We start from the raw sequence: 24,612 nt of genomic DNA on the forward strand, positions 1-24,612 counted from the left end.
ATCCCCGGCGACTACTGACGACAAAAGGGCAAGCCTAGAGCAGGGGGTGACAGCGGGCAAGGCGACCAGTGTTCAGATGCTCGCCATCGGCCCGCGGTCGAAATGCGGCGAGGGCTACGTGCGGCGTGTCCCGTGCCGATACACGTGCAAACGCCCTCAGTGACCGAAGCATTCGCACAAAATCGGCAGACATCGTACGCGGGGGTGGTCTGTGGGCGGTGCCGCACACACCACGCCCTGTCGCCCCGGCAACGCGACGTCCTCCACTGCGTAGGCCGATCCGTGGCAGGGCGCTGTGGAGGTTGTTGGAGTCTGCCAATGCACTACCGTCGTCTGGGTTCTACCGGGCTGCAACTATCGGCTTTGTCGTTCGGGGCCTGTCGGGGCCTGGGTCACTTTCGGCAAGCAGATCGAGCGCAGCGAAGCGCGCAACCTGATCGCCGCCGCCTGGGACAACGGCATCAATTTCTTCGACAATGCTGAGGTCTATGCATGCGGTCGCGCTGAAGAATTAATGGGCGATGTGATCGCCGATCTGCGCTTACCGCGCGACGGCTATTGCGTGTCGAGCAAAGTATTTTTCAGTGCGGTGGACAGCCCATGCCCGACCCAGCGTGGACTTTCGCGCAAGCATGTCACCGACGCCTGCCATGCCGCGCTCAAGCACCTGCGGGTGGACTATCTGGATTTGTACTTCTGCCACCGGACGGATCCGGACACCCTCCGATATCAGGAAAACGTGCGCGCCATGGATGCGCTGATACGCCAGGGCAAGCTGCTGTACTGGGAAACTTCCGAATAGAGTGCAGCTCAGTTGCGCGCCGCCATCGCCATCGCCGAGCAGGAACACTTGCATGCGCCAGCGATGGAGCAGCCGCAGTACAACCTGCTCCACCGCGAGCGGCTGGAACAGGAATACGCGCCGCTGTGCGAGAACGGGGTAGGCACCACGATCTGGTCGCCGCTGGCTTCGGACCTGTTGCCCGGCAAGTACAACGCCGGCGTGGATGCCGATAGCCGGCTGGGTCGACCGGGCAATCAATGGCTGCAGGACCAAGTCCTGGGCGCATCGGAAGCGCGACGACTCGAACGCGCCCGCACGTTGTGCACGCTAGCTGCCGAACTTGGCCAGTCGCCGGCACGTCTGGCCATCGCCTGGTGCTTACGCAATCGGCATGTATCCACGGTGATCCTCGGCGCCAGCCGGGTGGCTCAGTTGGAAGAAAACCTCGGCGCACTGAAGACGTTGAGCCAGGTCGATGAAGCTAGTTGGGCGCGGGTGGAGGCTGCAACGCGCTGAACGAGCGCACTTCGGGTGGGCTACGCCGGAGCAAGCTCATGCCCGATGGCAGTCTTGTCGGCCATTGCGCGCAGATTGCCTGCTTGGTGTTACACGCACGTCCGAGCGTAGAAGCATCCAAGACGCGGCATTGCGATGCGCTGCTGCCTTGCCAGCAGGTGTCTCTAAGAGGCTTGGCAAGTCTGGATTACGCGACGCTTCGGCTAGAGGCAAGGCCCTGACGCTTTGTGCGCGCTGGACAACGTCAGCATCAAAAGCGCGACGGATCGATTGATCGCACGAATCGAAAGCTATTGTTCCATCCAGAAATTCAGCTGATTAAATGAGAATAACTGTTGATAAACAAATGAGAATGGTTATTATTTGTACGGCCAACCGACTGGAGATCCGGATCATGACCGCTCAACCCGTGCTGCTTCACTCCGAACCGGTCAACCTGCGCGACCGCGCTGTTGCGCGTGCTGTCCCTACAGAAGACCTCATCAGCAGCGAGGCGCTGCTCAAGGGCCGTCGCGAAGTGCTGATCCAGCATGGCGACCGCATCTATCGCCTGCGCCATACCAGCAACGACAAGCTCATCCTCACCAAGTAAATTAGCGGACAGAACGGTTTCGCGCCGTCAAGCGGGCGTGGCCGGTGCTCGGAATGGGCATTTATCATGCGTACACCGTGGTTCCTCCGCGCCGTCCGCGCCAGCCTGGTGACTGCTCGCTACGTTTTGTTAGCCATTTTAAATGGATCGCCTGATGTGTAGAAGCGGGCTGGCCTGCGGTGAAGCGTCACCGGTAACGCCTCATCGCACGCCAACGCGCTTCTACAGGAGATGCAGTTATTCCTTGAACATCAAGAACGCCGCCACCAGAATCAATCCGAACGCAGCCCAGTGATTCCACTTCAACGACTGCCCCAGGTAAAATGTGGAGAAGCAGGCGAACACCAGCAGCGTGATCACTTCCTGCATGCCCTTGAGCTGCGGCGCGGAGTAAACCGCGCTGCCCAGTCGGTTGCCCGGTACCTGCAGGCAATATTCGAAGAACGCGATGCCCCAGCTGACCAGGATCGCGATCATCAGCGGCGTATTTTTGTACTTCAAATGTCCGTACCAAGCGAAGGTCATGAACACATTGCTGGCGAGCAGCAGCAGGAGCGGATACAGGTAAGCGGCGAAGGGTGCGGTGGGCATGAAGGCAGAAGGCAGGTAAGGGGCAGGCAGCATAAGCCAGCCCCGTTAGAGCGTGTTATGCACTTCGGGTTGAGATGCGCTGGGGTCCAGCGGTGCGGCGAAGCAAGACGCCTAGTAAAGCAATCGGTGCGCCCCCAGCCACGCCCTAGCGCTGAATGGCTCAGCGGCGCAGGGCCAGCCGCTCGGTCGCCTGCCCCCCCTCCACCAGCAAGACCAGCACGATCACCATCGCTAGGCCGGCGAACACGCGGTCGGTATACAGCCCGTTGCTGTTCTGAAAAATTTACCAAACCAGCCCCCCTTGGCCGGAGGCGGCACCGAACACCAGCTCGGCCGCGCGCCAAGCGAAGGCCCAGACCGATCTTCAACCGGACAGGATTGCCGGCAACGCCGCCGGAATCGGCGACTGCGCCACATAGCGCGGCCCACGCAGCCCGTAGTTAGAGCGGCTATCCAAACTACTGGCAAGTCGCAATGCGGGCGCGGTCGGTGCTCGGAACGGCATGTACCATGCGTACACTCCGGTTCCTCCGCGCCGTCCGCACCCACCTGACGACTGCTAGCTACGTTTTGCTAGCCACTCTTACATGATCGCAGGCGGATCACATCCCCACCGGTAACCTTGGTAGCGGCGTCAGCCGTTGCTCTTCTAAGCAGCGCTCTTCTCGGCATCGCGCTGCTTGCGGATCTGCGCGTCTACTGCGGCGATGGCGGTCATGTTCATCACGCGGCGTGAGGTGGCGCTGGTGGTGAGGATGTGCACCGGTTTGGAGATTCCCATCAGGATCGGGCCAATCGCCACGCCGTCGGTAAACACGCGCACCAGGTTGTAGGCGATGTTGGCCGCTTCCAGATTCGGGAGCACGAACAGGTTGGCGCGGCCCTTCAAGGTGCTATTGGGCATGATCTGCTTGCGCAGCGCTTCGTCCCAGGCCGTGTCGCCCTGCATTTCGCCGTCGATGTTGAGCTCGGGCTTGCGTTTGAGCAGGGCCTCGCGCACCTGGCGCATCTTCAGCGCGTCGCGCGAGTCGTGGCTGCCGAAGTTGGAGTGTGAAAGCAGCGCGATGTTGGGCTCGATGCCGAACAACTTGAGGCGATAGGCGGCCTGCAAGGTCGCTTCCACCACTTGCTCCACGGTCGGGTCTTCCTGCACGTGCGTATCCAGGAAGAAGAACACGCCTAGCTGGTTGATCACGCCGGTCATCGCCGAGGTGGAACTTACGCGCGGTTCCAGCGGAATCACGCTGCGCGCGTAACCCAGCTTCTTGTGGAAGCGGCCGACCACGCCCGACAGCATCGCATCGGCTTCGCCGCGCGCCACCATCACCGCGGCAATCAGTGTCGGACGCGAACGCATCAGCTCCTTGGCGGCGGTGACGGTCACGCCGCGCCGCTCGGTGAGCGCATGGTAGTACTGCCAGTATTCGTTGAAGCGCGGGTCGTCGAGGATGTTGGTGATTTCGAAGTCCACGCCGGCGGTCAGGCGCAGGCCCATGCGCTCGATACGCGCTTCGATGACGTCCGGGCGGCCGATCAGGATCGGGAAGGCCAAGCCTTCGTCGACCACGTTCTGCACCGCGCGCAGCACCACTTCTTCTTCGCCTTCGGCATACACCACGCGCTGCTTGTCGGCGCGCGCGCGGTCGTAGACCGGCTTCATCATCAGGCTGGTGCGGTAGACGAACTGGCCAAGCTTGTCGCGGTAGACCTCCATGTCGGCGATCGGGCGCGTGGCCACGCCCGAATCCATCGCTGCCTGCGCAACGGCGGAGGACAACTCCACCAACAGGCGCGGGTCCAGCGGACGCGGAATCAGGTAGTCCGGACCGAAACTCGGAGTTTCACCACCGTAGGCTGCGCCCAGGTCGGAGGCCTCCCGGCGCGCCATGGCAGCAATCGCCTTGACGCAGGCGATCTTCATTTCTTCATTGATGCCGGTAGCGCCCACGTCCAGCGCACCGCGGAACAGATACGGGAAACACAGCACGTTGTTGATCTGGTTCGGATAGTCAGACCGGCCAGTGCCGATGATGCAATCCGGACGCACCGCCTTGGCCACTTCCGGGGTGATCTCCGGGTTGGGATTGGCCAGTGCGAAGATCACCGGCTGGCGCCCCATGGTGGCGACCATTTCCGGCTTGAGGATACCGGCCGCCGACAGGCCCAGGAAGATGTCCGCGCCTTCGACGATTTCGGCCAGCGTGCGCTTGTCGGTGTGGCGTGCGTAGCGCTGCTTGTCAGGATCCAGATCGGTGCGGCCGGTGTGGATCACGCCGTCGCGGTCCAGCGCCAGGATGTTCTCCGGCTTCAAGCCAAGCGAGACCAGCATGTTGACGCAGGAGATTCCGGCTGCGCCCATGCCGGTGGTGGCCAGCTTGACCTCTTCGATCTTCTTGCCGGTGACCACCAGCGCGTTGAGCACCGCCGCGCCGACGATGATTGCGGTGCCGTGTTGGTCGTCATGGAACACCGGAATATTCATGCGCTCGCGCAGCTTGCGCTCGACGATGAAGCATTCCGGCGCCTTGATGTCTTCCAGATTGATGCCGCCGAAGGTCGGCTCTAGACTGGCGATGATGTCGACCAGCTTGTCCGGGTCGTTCTCGTTGATCTCGATATCGAAGACATCGATGCCGGCGAACTTCTGGAACAGCACGCCCTTGCCTTCCATCACCGGCTTGGAGGCCAGCGGGCCGATATTGCCCAGGCCCAGCACGGCGGTGCCGTTGGTGATCACCGCCACCAGATTGCCGCGTGCGGTGAGCTCGCTGGCCTGAGTGGGTTCTTCGACGATCGCCTCGCAGGCGAAGGCCACGCCCGGCGAATACGCCAGCGACAGATCGCGCTGGGTCAGCATCGGCTTGGTCGCAGTGACTCGGAGCTTGCCGGCCGGCTGCTGGCGGTGGTAGTCGAGGGCTGCCTGTTTGAAGTCGTCGTTGGACATCGGCTGTGTGGTTCTCAAGGGCGCAGAAGGACTGAATTCTACCCTCCTGCCTGAACAAGGGCCTGTCACGCAGCTGTCAGCGCGACAGGGAGATCGCATCCTGCAGCGCATCGCGCGGTGCGGCCAAGGGCGTGATCAATAGGAAAACGGACGTACATCCCGCCGACATTACCGAAGGGACACAGGGCCGTAGGAGCCGTCAGCGCAGGCTGATCGGTGCGACGACCTCGCGCGAGGCCACCGGTGCCTGCAGCGACAGCGAGACACCGTCCAGCACCCGCTTGAGCTGGTCGCGGTCCAGCGCATTTTCCCAGCGCGACACCACCACGGTGGCGACCGCATTGCCGATGAAGTTGGTCAGCGAGCGGCACTCGCTCATGAAGCGGTCAACGCCCAGGATCAGCGCCATACCGGCCACCGGCACGTCTGGCACCACCGACAACGTGGCGGCCAGGGTGATGAAGCCGGCGCCGGTCACGCCCGCCGCACCCTTGGAGCTAAGCATCGCCACCGCCAACAAGGTGATCTGCTGACCCAGGCTCAGGTCAACGTTGGTGGCCTGGGCGATGAACAGCGCAGCCAGGCTCATGTAGATGTTGGTGCCATCCAGATTGAACGAGTAGCCGGTCGGCACCACCAGGCCCACCACCGACTTTTCGCAGCCGGCCTTTTCCATCTTTTCCATCAGCGACGGCAATGCCGACTCCGACGAAGAAGTTCCCAACACGAGCAATAACTCGGCCTTGAGGTAGCGAATCAGTTTGAGCACCGAAAAGCCGCAAAACCGGCAGACCAGGCCCAGGATCACCAGCACGAAGAACAGCGATGTCAGGTAAAACGAGCCCACCAGCCAAGCCAGATTGATCAGCGATTCCAGGCCGTATTTGCCGATGGTGAAGGCGATGGCGCCGAACGCACCGATCGGCGCGGCCTTCATCAGCATATGCACAAGGCGAAACATCGGGGCGGTCAACGCTTCCAGGAAGCTCAGCACCGGGCGACCACGCTCGCCGACCAGGGCCAGAGCGATACCGAACAACACCGCCACGAACAGCACCTGCAGGATGTTACCGTCTACGAACGCGCCAATCAGCGTGACGGGGATGATGTCCATCAAAAAGCCGACCAGGCTCAGCTCGTGCGACTTCTGCACGTAGGTGTTGACCGCGCTCTGATCCAGCTCGGCCGGGTTGATGTTCATGCCGGCGCCGGGCTGCACCACGTGCGCCACGATCATGCCCACGATCAACGCCAGCGTGGAAAAGAACAGGAAGTAGGCCATCGACTTGGCGAAGACCCGGCCCACTGTCTTGAGGTGGGTCATGCCGGCGATGCCGGTGACGATGGTCAGGAAGATCACCGGGGCGATGATCATCTTCACCAGCTTGATGAAGGCATCGCCCAGCGGCTTGAGGCTTTCGGCGAAGGCCGGCTCGAAGTAGCCCAGTAGGGCACCCAGAACGATCGCCACCACCACCTGGAAGTACAGCTGGCGGTAGAAGGGGACGGACGCCGGCAAGGGGCCGGCAGGCTTGCTGATGTTCATGACACCACTCCGAGGGAACACAAGTAAGGCGCCTGAGCAGGCACCCGATGCATACATTCTGGCCGGACGTTGCAGCTGGGGCCGATAGCCCATTGGTACTATTTATTGCCCACCGGTCATTGCCCACCGGCTGAACGTCAGCTTACACTTCAGCCGCGCCGCTGCCGGTCGTTGATCCAGTTCAACGCAGACACCGATTCTGTACCGTCGTCGTCCGAATCTGCGCGCTTGCTGAAGTCATTCATTGCGACGGCCATGGCAGGATGCCCGGCCCCTTCTCATTGCCGAAGATAACTCCTATGCGCATCAATCCGCTCCTTCTTGCGTTGGCCATCGCCGCCGCGCCCGCTGCCGCCAATGCAGCCACCTCGCTCGAAAACTGGCCAACCAAGTACACCTTCGGTGATGGTACCGAGCTTGGGGTGTTCGGCACGTTCGCCTATGACGACAACAACTTCTACAATGACGACCGCCTCGAAGACCGTACCGACTTTCGCCGAAAGGAATTGGGTGCCACCATCAAGAAAAAGGGCGTCTACGACGCCATGGTGAATTTCGACTTCGAATCCAAGCTGTGGCTGGACGTGTTCTTCCGCGTCGAGACCAAGGCGCTGCTGGGCCAGGATTACGGCCGAGTGCGCCTGGGCTACATGAAGGTGCCGGTGGGTCTGGAAGCGGTGCAGAGCTCGCGCGTGGGCAGTTTCATGGAACAGAGCCTGCCGGTGCAGGCGGTGTACCAGGGCCGCCGTACCGGCATGGAATGGACCCTGGAACGCCAGGAGTACCTGCTGCAGGCCGGCGCCTACGGCGGTAAGGATCTGCAGGGTGACAATCCTGGCACCACTCAGGCCATGCATGCGGTGTGGACCCCGATCAAGGCCGAAGGCGAGGTGCTGCATCTAGGCATCGCCGGCTCGGTCGAAAACCCACGCGGCTTCAGTGACGGCCGCGGTGTGTCCTTCAGCCCGCGTGTGCGCCTGCGTGCCCGACCGGAAGCCGGCCTGACCGACGTGCGTTTGATCGACACCGGCACCATTGTCGGTGTGGACCACGTAATCCGCACCGGCCTGGAAGCGGTCTGGATCCACGGCCCGTTCTCGCTGCAGAGCGAAGCACTACGCGCCGAAGTGGCGCGTAACGAAGGACTGCCGCACTTCATCGCACAGGGCCAATACGTTTATGGCACCTGGACGCTGACCGGCGAGTCGCGCACCTACGCCAGCGGCTTACCCGGCAACATCAAGCCGGCGCACGACTACGGCGCGGTCGAGCTGACTGCCCGCTACAGCCGCCTGAATCTGGAAGACAACAACGTCCATGGTGGCCGTCAGCACAACACCACCATCGGCGCCAACTGGTATCTCACCAGCCACTTCAAGTTCCAGGCCAACTACAGCTGGGTAGATGCCTCGCGCAATGGCGTCCATGAGACCCCGCACGTGATGGAACTGCGTGCGCAGGTGCAGTTCTAGGCATCCCTAATGGCGATGCACTGGGCGGCTGACGCCGCCCAGTGTCTGCGCCCGCTGCAACGTGGTAACGCACACCAGCGCGTGTGCTCATGCGGCCGCATCCTCGCTGAGAGTGCGGCCGCAGTCGTTTGTGGCGGTTGTCTGTGATGACTGATGCGATGGTTGGCGAGCCGAGAGCTGCGCGATGCCGGGGCAGACCGCCATACTTGTCATATGTACGCCTCGCAACGCCGCCGCCTGCTGCTCACCTCGACAATGGTGCTGGGCGGAATGTTCGTGGCCATGCTCGCGGCCGGGCACTTCGTCGAACAAAGTGCCTTGCACGACGAAAGTGCCACCGTGCGGCGTCAGCTGCGCTTGTATGCGCAGGCGCTGCAGCAGCGCATCGATCGCTATCGCACGCTGCCGCAGATTCTAGCGCTGGACCCGGAGCTACGCGCTGCGGTCTCCGGCCCGTTGTCGCCCGAGCAGGTGGAACAGCTCAATCGCAAACTGAAGCTTGCCAACAACGTCACCCAGTCCTCCACGCTGACACTGATCAACCACGATGGCATTGCATTGGCGGCCAGCAACTGGCAGGCCACACACAGCAACGTGGGGGTGGACTACGCATTCCGTCCTTATTATCAGCAGGCGTTGGCTACCGGCAGCGGCAGTTTCTACGGCATCGGCATGACCACCAGCGAGCCGGGCTATTTCCTGTCGCAGGCCATCGTCGGTCCCGCAGGCAAGGTGCAAGGCGTGGTGGTGATCAAGATCGCGCTGGCTGCACTGGAGCGTGAATGGCTGCAGACACCGGATATCGTGCTGGCCTCCGATGCGCACGATGTGGTGTTTCTGGCCAGCCGCCCCGAATGGCGCTACCGCATGCTCGCCCCGCTGAACCAACGCGATCGCAGTCAATTGCAGAGCACACGTCAGTACGCCGATCAGGGCTTGCTGCCGCTGCGGCGTCGGCTGATCGAGCAGACCGGCGTCGGCGGTGTGCTGGCCGAAATCCGCGACCCGCCGCTCAGCGCGCCCGTGCTGTGGCAGACCCTGGAAGTGCCGGAAAGCGGCTGGCGCCTGCATCTGCTGCACGACACCCGCGCCAGTGCCGCCGCCGGGCGCGCCGGCGCGATTGCCGCTGCAGGTGCCTGGTTGGCGCTGGCATTGTTGTGGTTGTTCGTGCAGCAGCAGCGGCGGCTGTCGGCGTTGCGCCAGCGCAGCCGGCATGAGCTGGAAACCTTGTTGCAACAACACGCCGAAGAACTGCGCACTGCACAGGACCGGGTGGTCACCGCCGCGCAACAGGCCAATTCCGGCCTGAGCCGCAGCCTGGAACATCTGCCGCAAGGCGTGGTGGTGATCGACGATGCGCTCAATCTGGTGGCGTGGAATTCGCGCTATGTGGAGCTGTTCCGCTTCCCGCCCGAGCTGCTCAGGATCGGCCGCCCGATCGAGGACCTGTTTCGCTTCAATGCACGCCGCGGCTTGCTCGGGCCGGGACCGATCGAAGCGGCCATCGAACGCCGTCTCAACCATCTGCGCAGCGGCAAACCGCATATGCGCGAAAGTGAGAAAGAAGACGGCACGGTATTGGAAATCCGTGGCAATCCGCTGCCCGATGGCGGATTCGTCACCAGCTACGCCGACATCACCAGCTACAAGAACGCCGCACGCGAACTGCGCTCGTTGGCCGACGCATTGGAACATCGCGTCGCCGAACGCACCCGCGATCTGGCTGCGGCCAAGCGCGAGGCAGAAAGCGCCAACCGCTACAAGACCCGCTTCGTCGCCTCGGCCGTGCACGATCTGCTGCAGCCGCTCAACGCCGCACGCATGTTCGTCTCCGTGTTGCGTGGGCGCGTGCAGGAAGCGGGCACCGCGCGCGCAGTCGACAACATCGAAAGTGCGCTGGCTGCGCAGGACGCCATCCTCAACAGCCTGCTGGACATCTCGCGCCTGGAAGCCGGCAGCCTGAAAACGCAGGTGCGCGATTTCGCCATCGCCCCGTTGCTGGAAACGTTGGCGCGCGAGTTCGGCATCCTCGCCGAAGACCGCGGCCTGGTGCTGGATTGGGTGCCGACCTCCGCAGTGGTGCTGAGCGATGAAAATCTGCTGCGTCGCATCCTGCAGAACTTTCTGTCTAACGCCATTCGCTACACGCCGCGTGGGCGCGTACTGATCGGCTGCCGTCGCCGCGGTGGCTGGCTGCGTATCGAAGTGCACGACCAAGGACCCGGCATTCCCGAAGCCTTGCAACATCAAATCTTCGAGGAATTCCGCCGCCTGGACGACGGTGTGGCCAACGATCGCGGCGCAGGCCTGGGACTGGCCATCGTCGAACGCATCGGCCGCTTGCTCGGCCACAGCATCGGCCTGCGCTCTACCCTGGGTGGCGGCAGCGTGTTTTCGGTCACCGTGCCGCTGGGCGAACGCGCCGCGATCGCTGCGCGGTTGCCGCCGCCTGCCACCAATGCAGAGCACGGCAACGACCCCATCCTGCACGGTTGCCGGGTGTGGTGTGTGGACGACGACCCGCGTGTCTGCGAGGCCACCCGCGCGCTGCTTGAACGCTTGGAATGCCGTGTGGATTTCGCTGGCGGCCCCGACGATGCATTGGTCAGCGCCAACGCCGACGACGTGCCGGAATTGCTGTTGCTGGATGTGCGCATGGGCGAGCACTACGGCCCCATACTGCTGCCGCAGCTGGTGGAACGCTGGCAGCGCGAGCCCCGCATTATCCTGGTGACTGCAGAGCCCGATCCGGCCTTGCGCGTACACGCACAGGAATCGGGATGGGGCTTTCTGTCCAAGCCGGTCCGCCCGCCCGCACTACGTGCTCTAATAACGCAGATGCTGCTGCGGCGTAGGTGATGCGGCACGCTGCGCTTGCTGGCAGGATCGCGATGAAAGCGGTTGGCCGATCCCCCCAAAAAAATGGGAGTTACCATGTTCAAGCACACCTATCTGATTTTGATCTTGTTGCCGGTTGCAGCCTGCGCGGTAGGCTTTACCGCGCAGGCTGCAACGCCTGCCGACTCCGTGCAGTCCTACGGGTCGGTCCGCGCCGACATGGATCCCTATACGGTCGATAGGTTGAACAACGTGCTCAACCAGGTCTCAAAGCATCGCAGCCTGAGCGCAGGGCATCTAATCGACGTGATCTCTGCAGAATTTCTCGACACACCTTACCGAAGCAATATGTTGCAGGGCTCGGCCACAACGCCGGAGAAACTGATCATCGACTTCACCGGTCTGGATTGCTTCACCTATCTGGACTACGTCGAAGCTGCACGCAGAGCCTATTCCCAGCAGGATTTCGTCAGTCGCCTGATCCTCACCCGCTACGTCGACGGCATCGTCGGCTTTACGTATCGCAAGCATTTCTTCTCGGATTGGGCCAACCGACCGTACGAACTCGCCAACGACATGACCGCAACAATCAGCCCCGATGCGGTCAGTGTGGTCAAAACCCTCAACCTGAAAGCCGACGGTGGCAATTATCTGCCCGGGTTGCCGGTCGTGCAGAGGACCATCACCTACATCCCCACCGAACACATCGACCGTAACGTCGTCCGACAGCTTCGCACCGGCGACTACATCGGCATCTACACGCACGAAGCAGGGCTGGATGTCACCCATGTCGGCTTTTTCATCAGGACCAACAGGGGTCCGATGTTGCGCAATGCCTCATCGCGGGCGGAAAACCAAAAAGTCGTAGACTCACCATTTATGGAATACATCGCAAGAACACCCGGCATCATCATCTACAGGGCCAAGCAGTAAGAGCGGCTGGCAACACGCGGTAAGCTGTCGGCGAATCGTGGCAGCCATCGAAAACAGTCTGACTGATTGCAGCGCCTGGTTCACCGGTTCGCCTTGCACCCCTGCAAGTGGCCGCATCCGGTCGCTACCCAGCTGCCGACCGCGATACGGGGCGCACGCTGGCCGGGATCGATCAGACCTCGCCTTCCGGCTCGAGCGCCTTGACCAGCACCGCCGCTTGCGTGCGGCTGTAGCAGTCGAGCTTTTTCAGGATCGCGGTGACGTGGACCTTGACGGTGTTTTCGGCAAGCCCCAGTTCGTGCGCGATCTGCTTATTGAGCAGGCCATCGGCCAGGCTCAGCAGCACGCGAAATTGTTGCGGGGTGAGCTGGGCGAGTCTGGCCGCCAGTTGCGCATCGGCCTCCGAGCGCTCAGCGGTCATCGGCGGGAACCAGGTACCGCCATCCAGCACGCTGGCCACCGCGGTGCCGATCGATTCGGCCGGCGTGGATTTGGGAATGAAGCCGGCCGCGCCGAACTGCTGCGCACGACGGATCACGCGTGGGTGATCGTTGGAGGAGATCACCACCACCGGAATGTCCGGGTGCTCGCCACGCACATGCAGCAGCGCCGAGAAGCCACGTGCACCCGGCATGGCCAGATCCAGCAGCACCAGCTCGGCCTGGGGATGCGACCGCAGCATCGCGCTCAACGTGGCGGCGCTGGAAGCCTCAACCACATTGGCCTGCGGCAGGATGTGCTGCAGCACCTGGATCACGGCGGCACGGAACAGCGGGTGGTCGTCGGCGACGAGAATGGTGAGAGCGGCCATGCGCCAAGTCTGGCACATGGCTGTGTCGGTTTATCGCATCCACGTGCGACTAGCTGACGCCAAGCAGCAGGTGCTGCATGGGCGCGCCGGATGCTGGCGCGTTTGGGAAGACCGCCGACCTGCGCACCGTCGGGACCCACTGGTGGCCTTGCAGACCCATCGCCGCAAGGCCTAACTTGCACGAGGGCCAAGCCGGCATGGCGATCAAGCACTTGTGCCGGCGGCTGTGTGTGCCACCCTCACTCGCACGCTGGCTTTGAAGTGTTACCAACGTTGCTCTCGACGACACATACGGTTGTTGCCTATGGCTTGAGCCGTCGAGAATTTAGAGCGGCTAACAAAACGTAGCGAGCAGTCGTCAGGTGGGTGCAGACGGCGCGCAGGAACCGGAGTGTACGCGTGGTACCGAGCACCGGCCGCGCCCGCCTGGCGGTGAGCGCAGTCGTTTTGTTAGCCGCTCTTAACCGCAGGCCTCAAGTTATTTGCGTTTGTACGCACCGCTGTCGCCCACATCGGCGCGTGAAACGCGTATTCCCTGCCTGATCGCTCAGCGTCACCAAACATCAGCTGCACGATGTCTCTTCACTCTGAGTCGATCGTGTCGCGTATCTGGGGTTGTAAGCCGGAACCCCAGAAAATTCCGTCACCCCAATTCCAGCCCAGCCATGAGTGCGTCCAGGTCGATCATCTTGCCGTTGCTCTGGAAGGTGTAGTGCCCATTCAGCAGAATGTGTCGCCAAGCCGCCGGCGACATCTGTGTGATCAGCGCCACGGCCTTGGCGTTTCCGTTTGCTTCGTACTTCGTCAGCAGCCGCGACAGGATCGCCGAGTTGTAGTAAATGATGGCGTTAGCGATCAGCCGTGCGCACTGGTTACCGATCTCAATTTCGATGTCAGTACGACCGGTCAACTCCTTCTTGCCGCCGACCTGGGCGATGGTCGAGCGTAGCTGGTGATAGGACTCGATGCGTTTCTGCGAGCGGTGCACATTGCGCTCCAGTTGAGGATCGCGCAGATAGCGCAGCGTGTAGATGCTCCGGATGAGCTTGTCGAACTCGAACAGAGCGCGGTGCGTTGAGTTCGGCGCGGTATAGGTGCACAACTTGCGGATCAGCGTGCCCTGCGTCATCTCCTTCAGCCCGAGCGTTGCGACGATCTGATCCAGATTCGACTTTTCGCCGATAATCAGCGGCCAGTCGATCTGACCCACCGGCCGGATCAGGCATTTCTCGTACAACGCTGGATCGTCGGCGCAGTACAACTCCTGGAGCTGGTCTTCCAAGCTGGTCTTCCAAGTTGGTGAAGCGCGGCTCGAAGCGCAAGCCGAACCAGTGCAGGATGGCGAAGTTGGCCTTGTTGACGCTGTGCATATCGCCGGTGATCGCGGTCGGCGCAATGTTCGAGGTGTTGCGATACCAGATATCGAATACGTGGTGACCTTCGTAATCGTGTGCGCCGATCAGGTAGCCATGGAGCGGTACGTGGTTGCACAGGAGTGTGTAGGCGACGACACCCTTGCCACGCCCGAAGTACTTACGCGAATAGCGCGCCTTCACGGTCGGCCGCTCAACGCCCAACTTCTGACCATCGACGGCACCGTACAGCGTATCCAGGTCGAACGAGTAATGCGGGAAGATCGGCAGCGCGGCGATGGCGTTGCTGATGTAGTCGTTGGCCGCGTGCAGCGATGCCTGGCGCAGGTATTGCTGATAGGTGCTTTCCAGGACGTGGTAGGGGATGTCGCTAGTGCGTGCCATGACCTGATTGCCGTGGTTCATGGCCTGGGCGATGATGACCGCCATCAGGCTGTCGGCATCGGCTATCTTCTTCGCGTAGCGCGGCTGCAACGGCGTCAACGCTGACAGGAAGTGGCACTGGCCGTTGACAAAACGAAACACGTCGGCCACGTCGCAAAAGGGCAACTGCTCGTACAGTGCATGCTCGCGTGGCTTCTGGTTCTCGCTCTTTGGCCTGCGCCACGTTAGTGTTTGCGTGTGCTTGTCATATTCAAGGTGCGTCAGCTTGCCTTGTTTGAGTTCGCGATTGAACGCCAGCCACTGCGTGCGTAGCTCCGCCGTCAGTGCGTCGAACTGGGCCTGGATCGGATCGCGCAGGAAGGGGATGTCCATCGGAGCCAACGCATCGGCCTTCTCATCAAGCGACACCAACTCATCGGACAGATGACGATGTTGCAGGCTATCATCGAGATAGAACTCGCCCGATTGGAAGCGCTTCCTGATCTGTCGGTACAACCAGAACTCGTAACGGTCGGCATGCAGACTCAAGGGATCACCCTTGGCATCTAAGGTCAACAGGTACGGTCGCAACCGTTTCGGCAGTGTAGCCACTGGACATTCGGTGAGCAGTCGTTGCGACAGGCGCTGTTGTTTGGCGAATACGCTCTTTGCCCAAGCCAGCGCCGTCAGCCACGGGCTGTCCGGGGCGGTGCTGGTGAGATCGAGGGCGACATACAGCGGCCGCAGATGACGACGCATGCGCTCGGTCAAGCCATCCACCGCCTGCCAAGCAGGGATAGCTTGCTCGCCGGTTGATGCTCATACGCTGGCCGATGAGCGCAAGCGCGTCCTTGGGCAGGATCTTATACGCACGTTGCCGAATGGTGTGGTGTTGGCCACCGTGTCGTCGACATAGAGCAGCAGCAGTCGTCCCACGCGTGGCGTTTCCTGCTGACGCCGCACCTGCTCGGCGACGAAGGATTGCTTCGCGTCGGCACGGCTTTCATCCTCCAGCCGCTTCATGTGATATGCCATGGCATCGACCAGATTGTCGGTGAGCTGCCGATAGCGCAGCCAAGCGTAGCACAGCAGGTAGAGATGGGCCTGGTCCAGCTTAAGGTTTCGCAGGTCGTGGGCGGTATAGAAGTTCGCCAGGCTCGCGTAATAGCGCACGTTCTGCTGCGAGATACCCAGCTTGGGCAGCAGCGCCTTAGCGATTCCGTGCAACTGCTCCAGCGTGATGCGCTTCTCGCGCTCGCGGGCCATCTGACGCCAACCAAAATCCTTGACGTCTTGCCGCAGTACCGCCAATTCGGACAGCGTGCTATCTCGTAGCAGAAGCTGGGCCAGCGCAGCTTTGGCCGATTCATCCAGTGTGCCAGCCAGTAACACGCCCAAGCGCCGGCGTTCGGCCGACAGCGTGGCGCTCACCAGTTCTTGTAAAGTGATATAGCCAAGTCGGATAATTTTGCGCTCGTTGAGCCAGACGATCAGTTCGACGGTGACGAATCCCGGCATTACATCGCGGCGCGCGATCTGCGCGGCCTGTTGCGCAAGCTGCGGTGAGAAATCGGCTGACCACGACTGGTAGCCGAACAGGTAGGCGATTCGTTCGCGCTGGGTGTAATGCTCGTGCTTGGTGATCGCTTTGCGCTCGAACGGCTCGCCAGCGAAATAGCGGCTCAGCACGAAGGCGCAATCGTCTTCGACCTCATTCCAGTCGAAGCGAAAGAAGGCGTGCTTGGCCTTGAAGTAGCCGATCTACAAGATGCAATAAAGTTGGGCAGGCCGGCCGAGGCGACTGCTAGCGAGCGTCAGTTCGGATTCAGTCAGTGCAAGGTGCTCCAGCCGCTGTGCATCGTCGAAATCCGGCAGGCCGTACAGCGCTTCCTGCTCTGCCTCCGACAGGATCGTCAGAAGCTTGTTCTCCGCCATCATCGTTGAACGCGTTGCACTGGGCCAGGATATTCGGCGACGCGTGCATCAGCGGTCAGTAACGTAATGCCCTCGACAATGGCCTGCGCGACGAGTAGGCGATCGAAGGGGTCTTTGTGGATCGGCGGCAAGGCATCGATGGCAACTGCATGCTCGCTGAGGATTGACAACTCACTGTAACCGTTGTCCAGCAAGCTGCGTCGCAGCACGCGTGGGTCAACCTTGAAGTCGTCGCGGCCTAAGCCACGCTTGATGACGATTTCCCATAAGCTAGCGACGCTGAAAAACAGTTCGTTTTCTGTCTCACTCAACAACCTCTGGGCATCCGGGGGTAAACGCTCAAAGCCTTGCGCCGCCCACAGCAACAGATGGGTGTCCAGCAGCAGCTTCATGCACCATTCTCGAACATCACAGCAATATCCGCTTCGCCCATCCGGTCGAAATCGTCCGGCACGCTGATTTCCGCCATAAAGCCGAACCGTTTGATCTGGGAAGGCCCAGGCACGTTGAGGGCCATCACCTTGACCATCGGCTTACCCGCCTTGGCGATGACGAAGGACTCACCCTTCGCGGCCTGCTCCACCAGCCGAGATAGCTGGGTTTTGGCATCGTGGATGTTGTAGGTCTGCATGGCGGCACCTCGGTGAACTTAGTTTAATAGGCTTAGTCTAGCAGTATTTGCCGCTCGGGCGGTTCGACTAGGGTATCCCCATAGTAGATCACCGAAATCAGGTACTCTATAGCGCGTTGAAAGACCTTAAACAAACCAGTCCGCTAAATTGACTCTAAACGCACCGACACCCTATCTTTGTGCGCGCCTACCTCCGTGCATCGACCGACGAGCAGGATGCTCAGCGGGCTCGCAGCAGCCTGGATCACTTTGCACGCAAGCGAGGGATGGGCATCTGCAACTACTACGCAGAGAACGCGTCTGGCGCACGGCTGGATCGGCCCGAATTGTTCCGACTACTGGCCGATAGTCGGCCGAGCGACGTGTTGCTTATCGAGGATGTGGATCGGCTGTCGCGCCTAGCAGGCGCGGAATGGGAAACCTTAAAAAAGGCTGATCCGCGAGCGTGAGGTGCGCGTCGTTGCCGTGAATGTACCCACGACCTGGCAGCATCTGGCACCTCAAAAAAACGAATTCGACGCCCGTATGTTCGGTGCCACCAATGACATGCTCTTGGATATGTTGGCCGCCATTGCTCGACGTGACTACGAGCAACCCCGGCAACGTCAGGCACAGGGCATCAATAAAGCCAAGGCGTCAGGCAAGTATCGTGGACGTCAGGCCGATCACACGCGATACGCCGCCATCAACCGTCTGTTGGCGAGCGGCAGTTCGTGGGGCGTTGTGCAAAAAACGGTAGGCTGTAGTCGCAGTACCATCAGCAAAGCCGTCAAGTACGCAAGGCTTACCGTCACAATACCCGCATCGGCAACTATGCCAGTACAGCTCTCCGTAACCGTGATTCTCTGGCTCCATATCGAGAACGGCAGCAAGTTCACCCGCGGGAAGAAGCGGGGGCGCGAAGACATCGACGACTTGGTCTCCCGCTCCTACGAGAGCTCCAAGCTCAACGATGCGGAATACCGATTGGTGATTCCATACACCAACGATGCCGATCTGAAAGAGCAACTCGACGAGTTATTACACGAGATCTGTCACTTGGCCGATCAGCGCAACTGCGTGGTCGACGACATAAGCATCAAGAACGAGTCCAGCGGCTTGTACTGGGACGAATGCGACGGCGGGTGGAAATGATGGACGGCATTTTGGGGGGCGGCTTCAGCCTTATCGAGGGTGTCCAGGGGGATCAGACCAAAACATTTCGATCAGGCGCATTGCTGTTCAGTATCCAGGCGGCACGACAGGAGGCCGGGGCAGCGAGTCCAGTTGGTTGACTGCCTCCAGAACTGATTCCACTGCGTCTTGGTGCGCGTGCGATTGAGGATTCATTCCGTAGGTCTCTCGAATCATCCGGGATGCGATATCCCTCTGTTGGCTTTCAGGAACATCGGCCAGTGCGTTGCGTACCTTATCGGCAAACGTGGATGAGATCACTTGTGGTTCTGCATATTTTTCCCACGCTGTAGGTTTTTTTTGGTGATATTTAAGGCGTTTGGCAGTGTTTACATCTTCGCCCGGATGCACTAACGGAATTAACCTTTCAAGGCGGCTTTTCAGAAATTCGGCGCTGCTTTTTTCCATCGACCAACGACCTTCCTCGGCTGGCTCTCCGCTCCATGCGCTGTCTTTCAATCGAACAGCCGGACCGTTGGCCCAGGCATCCATGACCACCGTTGACCTCGGGTCGCGGCTTCCGCGCCTCAGTTCGTTCCAAGTGTGCCCCGCTTTGAGTGGGATCTCATCCCCGTCGTCGGTTATCTCTTTCATTGGTACGGAAGCATCAGAAGTCACACTCCTCTCGTTGGCCGCCATATGGGGAGCATGGAGGATGGCGCAAAGGGGAGCAGACTGATCGCAGACCGCTGCTCCCATGACGACGCCCACAGCAAGCTTGCTGTGGGCGTCCGCTGCCGATTTTGCAACTGACGATCCGATGCCGTTATGGCCTTGGGAGGGAATGTCGTCCGCTTTAACGTTTCCTCGGCCATGCTTGAGCATCAGGCGGACGTCGTTAACAGTTTGCCCGGCTGTCGCGAGTCTTGTCGGACTGGTGACTTCGTCACCGACGACATATGCTCCCATGTGGTAAGCGGCCTGCTGGACCTGATGCTGCTCCAGAGATTCATCTCCGCCCCTTCGCAACCGGTCGGGACGCGTCCCCAGGGAGACCCTCAGTGCTGATAGCTCTGGCGATTGCGGCGGCGTGACGCTTTGAAAGCTGGAAACAGTGGAGGCTCGCGGCGACTCTCCCCCGTCATATGCGGCGCCCGAGGCAGGTGCCGCATGTTGAGTCGATTCGGAGGATTTGGAAAAGCAAAGTCCCATATCTGTTCACCTTTCATCAAGAAAATTTTAGAGTAGCCAACTTAAAAATAACGGGGGCCGCCCACTCCTGCCCGTTTATTTTCGCCTGCACGCCGCTCGCGATGAACTGATTTTGAAAGATTTGGACGTTAAACCGAAGCAATGCAGTAGTACCGCGATCCGAGGGCCAGCAGGGATTCATGCGGAGTCGAGGATCGGCAGCAACCTGCGAAAATTCTTGGCTGTTTTGACGATGCCTACCGACTCTCGACTTGAATGCGCTCGTGGCCAGACTGGGGATATGGAGGTGACGGAAATTTCTGGGGTTCCGGCGTACAACCCCTATCTGCGGGACGTCGTTTGAAAGTCCGCTAACGCGGCGGCTGCGTACTCGCCCGCCAGGCTTCCAGAAACTGACGGCGCTTGAGCTTGTCCAGATACACCAGCAGGCCGGGGCCGAGCGGAATCGGGCGGAACGGTGGCTGCGCCGAGCCGCCACGACCACCGGCGGCCGGCAGGATCGGCATCAGCCGCGCCTCGCGCGAGAGCACTTGCTGGCCGCGTGGCGACAGCAGATAGTCGAGAAATCTGCGTGCTTCGGGCGCATGTGGCGCAGTCTTGGGGATCACCGCAGTACGCAGTGCTACCAGCGTGTAGTCCTGCGGCTGCACGATGCCCAGCGCTGCGCCAGCATCGATGCGCGCCTGCGCATACGAGCCGAGCACGTTGTAGGCCAGCAACAGCTCGCCGCGGCTGACGCGGTCGAGCAAGGTGCCGGTACGCTCTTCCAGTGCGACATGGTTTGCCCCCAACGCAGCCAGCAGCGCGCCGGCGATGCTGCCCACCTGCCCGTCCTGGGTGGCAAACAGATAGCCCACTCCGCTGCGTTCGACGTCGTAGGTGCCCACTCGCCCGCGCAACGGTGCGTCGGGCGCACGCAACAAGGCCAGCAATTGGCGACGCGTGCGTGGCACGCGTGCGGCATCCAACTTGCGCGTGTTGTAGACGATGGCCACCGGCTCGTAACTGATGCCGAACACTTCGTGCCGCCATTGCGCCCAGGCCGGCAGCGCTTCGGTCTGTGCCGAGCGATGCGCGAGCGCGTAACCGTCATTCACCAGTTTGGTCTGCAGATCCATACCGGCGCTGATAAGCATGTCCGCAGCATGCGTGCCTGCGCCTGGATGCAGATAGTGGTCATAAATGTCCCAGGCGATCACGTCTTCGTACATCACCTCGGTACCCGGATGCAGGCGCTGGTAGTCCTGGATGACCGCACCGAACACTTCCAGATCGGTAGAGCCTTGCACGCGCAATTGCGCATGCATCGGGCCCTGCGCGGGAAAGCGCCGCACATTGCCGGGTGCGGCGTGAACAACGCTGTGGGCCAGTAGCAACAGCATCGCGCAGACCAGACGCATCACGTGGCACCTCCTGGAAAATGCAGCGAGGCGATCAGCCCGCCGCCGATGCGGTTGGCCAGATCGATGCGCCCCCCATGCGCTTCGACCACGCGCTTGACGATGGCAAGCCCCAGCCCTGCGCCACCGGCCGGAGCATCGGGCCCACGCACGAAGCGCTCGAACACGCGTTCGGCTTCGGCTGCCGGAATGCCCGGGCCGTGATCGGCGATGGTCAGCACGTGATGGCTCCCGTCGCTGGTGAGCGCCACCTGCAGCGGTGCACCGGCGCCGTATTTGCAGGCGTTGTCGATCAGGTTCTTCAGCGCCTCGCGCAGCAGCAACGCATCGCCGCGCAGCAGCGCCGGTTGCGGGTCGATCGCCAGTTGCGCGCGTGGCGCGCCATCGCCGCTTGGCAGCGATTCGTGCAAGGCCTGATGCAACACCTCGGCAAGATCAACGGTGGCGAAGCGCTGAAGATTGGCGAAATGGATCACGCTGGCATCGCTGAGCAATTGGTTGAGCAGCCGACTCATATGGCTGGCGTTGCGCTCGATCGCCACCAGACTGCGTTGCATGTCGCGCGGGTCGTCGTCGTCCATCGCCAGCTGCGCCTGCGCACGCAAGGCCGCCAGCGGCGTGCGCATCTGGTGCGCGGCCTCGGCCATGAATGCGCGCAAGGTCTCGTTGCTGGACGACAGCCGCGCCATGAAACGGTTGAGTGCGGTCACCATCAACTGCATTTCCTGTGGTGCCGGCACGCTGAGCGGTTTGAGATCGGACGGCTCGCGACGCGACAGATCGCGCTCGATACGCTGCAATGGACGCAGGGCGCGATACACACCCAGCCACACCAGACCCAGCGCAAGCAGCGACAGCACGCCGATCGCCACCAACGCATTGAGCACCACATCGCGCGCCACCGCATCGCGCGCGCGCCGGGTCTGGCCCACCTGCACGCGCACCTCGCCCTGCCCGGACGCCGATGCCACCCGGTGCATCACCACCGCAAAACGCACCAGCTCGCCGCTGTAATGCGCATCGAACAACAACGGGCGCTCATCGCGGAGCGAGCGTGGTGGCAGCGGCAGATTGTCTTCGCCGGTGATGGTGTGCCCCTGCGCATCGAACACGCGATAGAACACGCGATCCTCCGGTGCCATGTCGAGCAGATCCAACGAAGCGTACGGCAGATCCACCTGCCAGTCGCCGCCGACCAACGCTACGCTGTCGACGATGGACAGCGCCGAGGACACCAGCAGATGATCGTAGGAGCGATTGGCCGCACGCGCGCCGTAATTGCGCGCGGCGAAGAACAGCACCACTGCGCCCAGCAGCGACAAACTGCCCAGATACAGCAGCAAGGTGCGCCGGATCGACGGCGCCACCGTCAGCGTCTCAGCCATCGACACTTGGCTCCACCGGTGCATGCGGGTCGGCTTCTTCGAGCTTGTAGCCGGCACCGCGTACCGTGACGATGCGCAACGGCGCACTTGCCAACTTGCGACGTAGCCGCCCGACATACAGCTCGATGGCATTTGGCCCGGCATCGTCGTCGAAGCCGAACAACCCGTTGCCGATCTCGTCCTTGCCCACCACGTGACCCAGACGGCCGATCAGGATTTCGAACAACCGATATTCGCGATTGGGCAGTTCGATCGGCGCGCCATGCAGCATCAGCGTGTGTGCGGCGTTGTCGAACACGAAACCACCGATCTGCACCACCTCGCTGGCCTGGCCGCGATTGCGCCGTAGCAGCACGCGGCAACGCGCCTCTAACTCGCGAAAGTCGAACGGCTTTCCCAGGTAATCGTCCGCACCGACATCCAATGCCTGCACGCGGTCCTCGATACCATCGCGCGCCGTCAGCATCAGCACCGGCGTGGTGTCGCCACGCTCGCGCATTCCGGCCAGCACACGCAAGCCATCCAGCTTGGGCAAACCAATATCCAGCACCACCAGATCGAAGCTCTGATAGCGCAACACGCTCGCCGCCGCCAAGCCATCGGACTGCCAATCCACCGCATGCCCGCTACGACGCATACGCCGCACGATGGCATCGGCGAGGTCAGTGTTGTCTTCGACTAGCAGCAGGCGCATGGACGGGATCGGGGAGTCGGGATTGGGGATTTGCTACAGCGGTTCCTTGCGGCCGGAAGGTAACAGGCCGCGCAAACAAAAGCTTCTTTTGCAAATCCCCAATTCCAACTCCCCACTCCCTGCCCCGCCGACAGGTCCCTGACAGCTTCGCCGGACTAGGCTGCTGCCAACGCGTCCGCGGCGGCTTTGCGGCGCATCCCTGAACGTGATTCACACATGCACCTGGGAGGGTCAGTGAGCAACGATAACTTGCGTCTGCGCGCGTTCACTGCCTGCACCGCGATCTGCCTGGCACCTGCGGCGTATGCCGCCGATGACAAGGGTCCGGTCACCGCCGAGGTAGGTGGGCGTGTGCATTGGGACTTCAGCATGTTCGACAACGACGAACGCGGCACGCCCGAGCGTAACGACACCCAGTTCCGTCGCGTCTGGCTGGATGTGGCGGGCACGTTCTATGGATTCAATTACAAGGCCGAAGCGGAATTTGCCGGCCTGCAGTACGAAACCGGTAGCCGCGGCATCCTGGCGCGCGATGTCTATATCGCCAAGAAGTTTTCCACCGGTACGCTGACCGTGGGCCAGTTCAAGCAATACTTCTCGCTGGACGATCGCACCGGGTCCAACTACGGCCCGTTCCTGGAACGCGGCTACGCAGCGACCACATTGGCGCCGATCTATCGCAAGGCGATCTCCTGGCAGGCCAATCGCCCCGATGCGACGTGGGCCACTGCGGCCTACAGTCTGGAAAGCATCGACAACTCGTCCACCAAGGGCGGTGCGCTCGGAACGCGCCTGACCTTCGCGCCTGAGATGGGCCAAGCACGTCTGCGCCATCTGGGCGTGTCGCTGGCGCACGAGCGCTATTCGCATCCTGGCAGCAGCGACGCGGCCTCATTGCTGATCCGTCCGCGGCCGGAAAACGATCTGGCTAACAACAGCCGCATCACGCTGGCGCGCTTTGCCGATGGCCGCAATACCGATTTCGACAAATGGTCGTTGGAATATGCCGAAGTGCTCGGCCCATGGTCATGGCAGAGCGAATTCAGCGGCGGCCTGCTCGACGACGGTGCGCAGCATGCCAAGGTGATGGCGTCGTACGGCCTGATCAGCTGGTTCGTCACCGGCGAGTCGCGCGGCTACGACCGCAAGACCGGGCGTTTCAGCCGCATCAAGACGCCTAATTATCCTGGCGGCGCGTTCGAGCTGGCATTGCGCTACGACTACATGCGCGGCGACCAGCATATGGATGGCCAGCCCAGCTTCATCGACGCCAGCACGCAGTCGTGGACGCTGGGCGGCAACTGGTATTTCAAGCCGAATCTGCGCGTGATGCTCAATGTGATCGACAGCCGTAACCGCGACCGCATGGTCGATGCGCTGGTCGATCACACGCTGGCGTTGAGCGGCCGATTCCAGTACGACTTCTGACGCTCTTAGATGACTCTCCACCTGTAATGCGTTACCGCTGCCGCGCTCATA

15 protein-coding genes, 3 other RNA genes and 5 pseudogenes are annotated in these 24,612 nt (G+C 61.6%); 10 read left to right on the top strand and 13 right to left on the bottom strand.

Annotated elements, in window-relative coordinates; genetic code table 11:
* Positions 1–318 precede the first annotated feature (318 nt).
* The 3 genes and pseudogenes from J5I97_RS16030 (at position 319) to J5I97_RS16040 (ending at position 2,027) form a co-directional block, all read left to right on the top strand.
* Positions 319–1,300: pseudogene (locus J5I97_RS16030) on the top strand (aldo/keto reductase).
* Positions 1,301–1,652: 352 nt separating this feature from the next.
* Positions 1,653–1,892, top strand: a complete 240-nt coding sequence (gene hemP, locus J5I97_RS16035) for a hemin uptake protein HemP (RefSeq protein ID WP_208591782.1) — start codon at positions 1,653–1,655, stop codon at positions 1,890–1,892.
* A 59-nt stretch (positions 1,893–1,951) separates the two neighbouring features.
* A non-coding RNA gene (locus J5I97_RS16040) (sX9 sRNA) lies at positions 1,952–2,027 on the top strand.
* Positions 2,028–2,129: 102 nt separating this feature from the next.
* On the opposite strand, the gene J5I97_RS16045 is transcribed toward J5I97_RS16040, so the two are convergent.
* Both J5I97_RS16045 and J5I97_RS20135 read right to left on the bottom strand, forming a co-directional pair.
* The gene (locus J5I97_RS16045; protein WP_208591783.1) at positions 2,130–2,483 is read right to left on the bottom strand and encodes a DMT family protein; all 354 of its coding nucleotides are present in this window, start codon (positions 2,481–2,483) and stop codon (positions 2,130–2,132) included.
* 160 nt (positions 2,484–2,643) lie between these two features.
* Positions 2,644–2,925 (bottom strand): annotated as a pseudogene (locus tag J5I97_RS20135) (ABC transporter permease); the annotation flags it as partial.
* Positions 2,926–2,986: 61 nt separating this feature from the next.
* On the opposite strand from J5I97_RS20135, the gene J5I97_RS16055 reads away from it, so the two are divergent.
* Positions 2,987–3,062, top strand: a non-coding RNA gene (locus tag J5I97_RS16055) — sX9 sRNA.
* A gap of 70 nt (positions 3,063–3,132) precedes the next feature.
* On the opposite strand, the gene J5I97_RS16060 is transcribed toward J5I97_RS16055, so the two are convergent.
* Both J5I97_RS16060 and J5I97_RS16065 read right to left on the bottom strand, forming a co-directional pair.
* Positions 3,133–5,427 (bottom strand): NADP-dependent malic enzyme, encoded by a 2,295-nt coding sequence (locus J5I97_RS16060; RefSeq protein WP_208591786.1) that lies wholly within the window; start codon positions 5,425–5,427, stop codon positions 3,133–3,135.
* Positions 5,428–5,626: 199 nt separating this feature from the next.
* Positions 5,627–6,973, bottom strand: a complete 1,347-nt coding sequence (locus J5I97_RS16065; protein ID WP_208587579.1) for a dicarboxylate/amino acid:cation symporter — start codon at positions 6,971–6,973, stop codon at positions 5,627–5,629.
* A gap of 299 nt (positions 6,974–7,272) precedes the next feature.
* Between J5I97_RS16065 and J5I97_RS16070 the strand changes: the two genes are divergently transcribed.
* The 3 genes from J5I97_RS16070 to J5I97_RS16080 all read left to right on the top strand — a co-directional run bounded on the left by J5I97_RS16070 (position 7,273) and on the right by J5I97_RS16080 (position 12,216).
* Positions 7,273–8,445, top strand: a complete 1,173-nt coding sequence (locus J5I97_RS16070; RefSeq protein WP_208587581.1) for an OprO/OprP family phosphate-selective porin — start codon at positions 7,273–7,275, stop codon at positions 8,443–8,445.
* Between the two features lie 213 nt (positions 8,446–8,658).
* Positions 8,659–11,304: a hybrid sensor histidine kinase/response regulator gene (locus J5I97_RS16075; RefSeq protein ID WP_208587582.1), complete on the top strand. Its 2,646-nt coding sequence runs from the start codon at positions 8,659–8,661 to the stop codon at positions 11,302–11,304.
* Positions 11,305–11,346: 42 nt separating this feature from the next.
* Positions 11,347–12,216: a DUF1460 domain-containing protein gene (locus J5I97_RS16080; protein WP_238135554.1), complete on the top strand. Its 870-nt coding sequence runs from the start codon at positions 11,347–11,349 to the stop codon at positions 12,214–12,216.
* Positions 12,217–12,388: 172 nt separating this feature from the next.
* Here J5I97_RS16080 and J5I97_RS16085 read toward each other — a convergent pair whose 3' ends face one another.
* From J5I97_RS16085 to J5I97_RS16105, 5 genes and pseudogenes are all read right to left on the bottom strand, one after another.
* On the bottom strand, positions 12,389–13,027 hold the full coding sequence (locus tag J5I97_RS16085; protein ID WP_208587583.1) for a response regulator: 639 nt from the start codon (positions 13,025–13,027) through the stop codon (positions 12,389–12,391).
* A gap of 332 nt (positions 13,028–13,359) precedes the next feature.
* Positions 13,360–13,435, bottom strand: a non-coding RNA gene (locus tag J5I97_RS16090) — sX9 sRNA.
* 235 nt (positions 13,436–13,670) lie between these two features.
* Positions 13,671–16,701, bottom strand: a pseudogene (locus J5I97_RS16095) (Tn3 family transposase).
* On the bottom strand, positions 16,698–17,090 hold the full coding sequence (locus J5I97_RS16100) for a type II toxin-antitoxin system VapC family toxin (protein WP_208587584.1): 393 nt from the start codon (positions 17,088–17,090) through the stop codon (positions 16,698–16,700). The pseudogene J5I97_RS16095 and the gene J5I97_RS16100 overlap by 4 nt, the downstream one beginning before the upstream one ends.
* Positions 17,087–17,329 (bottom strand): type II toxin-antitoxin system Phd/YefM family antitoxin, encoded by a 243-nt coding sequence (locus J5I97_RS16105; protein WP_208587585.1) that lies wholly within the window; start codon positions 17,327–17,329, stop codon positions 17,087–17,089. Before J5I97_RS16105 ends, J5I97_RS16100 begins: the two co-directional genes overlap by 4 nt.
* Positions 17,330–17,502: 173 nt before the next feature.
* Here J5I97_RS16105 and J5I97_RS16110 point away from each other — a divergent pair.
* Positions 17,503–18,463, top strand: a pseudogene (locus J5I97_RS16110) (recombinase family protein).
* An 87-nt stretch (positions 18,464–18,550) separates the two neighbouring features.
* On the opposite strand, the gene J5I97_RS16115 reads toward J5I97_RS16110, so the two are convergent.
* A complete protein-coding gene (locus tag J5I97_RS16115; protein ID WP_208587586.1) occupies positions 18,551–18,994 on the bottom strand; it encodes a hypothetical protein in 444 nt (147 codons plus the stop codon).
* 51 nt (positions 18,995–19,045) lie between these two features.
* On the opposite strand from J5I97_RS16115, the pseudogene J5I97_RS16120 reads away from it, so the two are divergent.
* A pseudogene (locus tag J5I97_RS16120) lies at positions 19,046–19,441 on the top strand (hypothetical protein); the annotation flags it as partial.
* A gap of 563 nt (positions 19,442–20,004) precedes the next feature.
* Here J5I97_RS16120 and J5I97_RS16125 read toward each other — a convergent pair.
* The 3 genes from J5I97_RS16125 to J5I97_RS16135 are packed head-to-tail and all read right to left on the bottom strand — an operon-like array spanning position 20,005 to position 23,133.
* On the bottom strand, positions 20,005–21,054 hold the full coding sequence (locus J5I97_RS16125) for an ABC transporter substrate-binding protein (RefSeq protein ID WP_208591788.1): 1,050 nt from the start codon (positions 21,052–21,054) through the stop codon (positions 20,005–20,007).
* Entirely contained in the window at positions 21,054–22,439 is a 1,386-nt protein-coding gene (locus tag J5I97_RS16130; protein WP_208587587.1) for a sensor histidine kinase, read from the bottom strand. Before J5I97_RS16130 ends, J5I97_RS16125 begins: the two co-directional genes overlap by 1 nt.
* Entirely contained in the window at positions 22,432–23,133 is a 702-nt protein-coding gene (locus tag J5I97_RS16135; protein ID WP_208587588.1) for a response regulator transcription factor, read from the bottom strand. Before J5I97_RS16135 ends, J5I97_RS16130 begins: the two co-directional genes overlap by 8 nt.
* 234 nt (positions 23,134–23,367) lie before the next feature.
* On the opposite strand from J5I97_RS16135, the gene J5I97_RS16140 reads away from it, so the two are divergent.
* Positions 23,368–24,561 carry an OprO/OprP family phosphate-selective porin gene (locus J5I97_RS16140; protein ID WP_208587589.1) on the top strand — a complete coding sequence of 398 codons (1,194 nt, stop codon included), beginning with the start codon at positions 23,368–23,370 and terminating at the stop codon, positions 24,559–24,561.
* Positions 24,562–24,612 lie beyond the last annotated feature (51 nt).

Source organism: Xanthomonas fragariae (assembly GCF_017603965.1).
Taxonomy (GTDB): domain Bacteria; phylum Pseudomonadota; class Gammaproteobacteria; order Xanthomonadales; family Xanthomonadaceae; genus Xanthomonas; species Xanthomonas fragariae_A.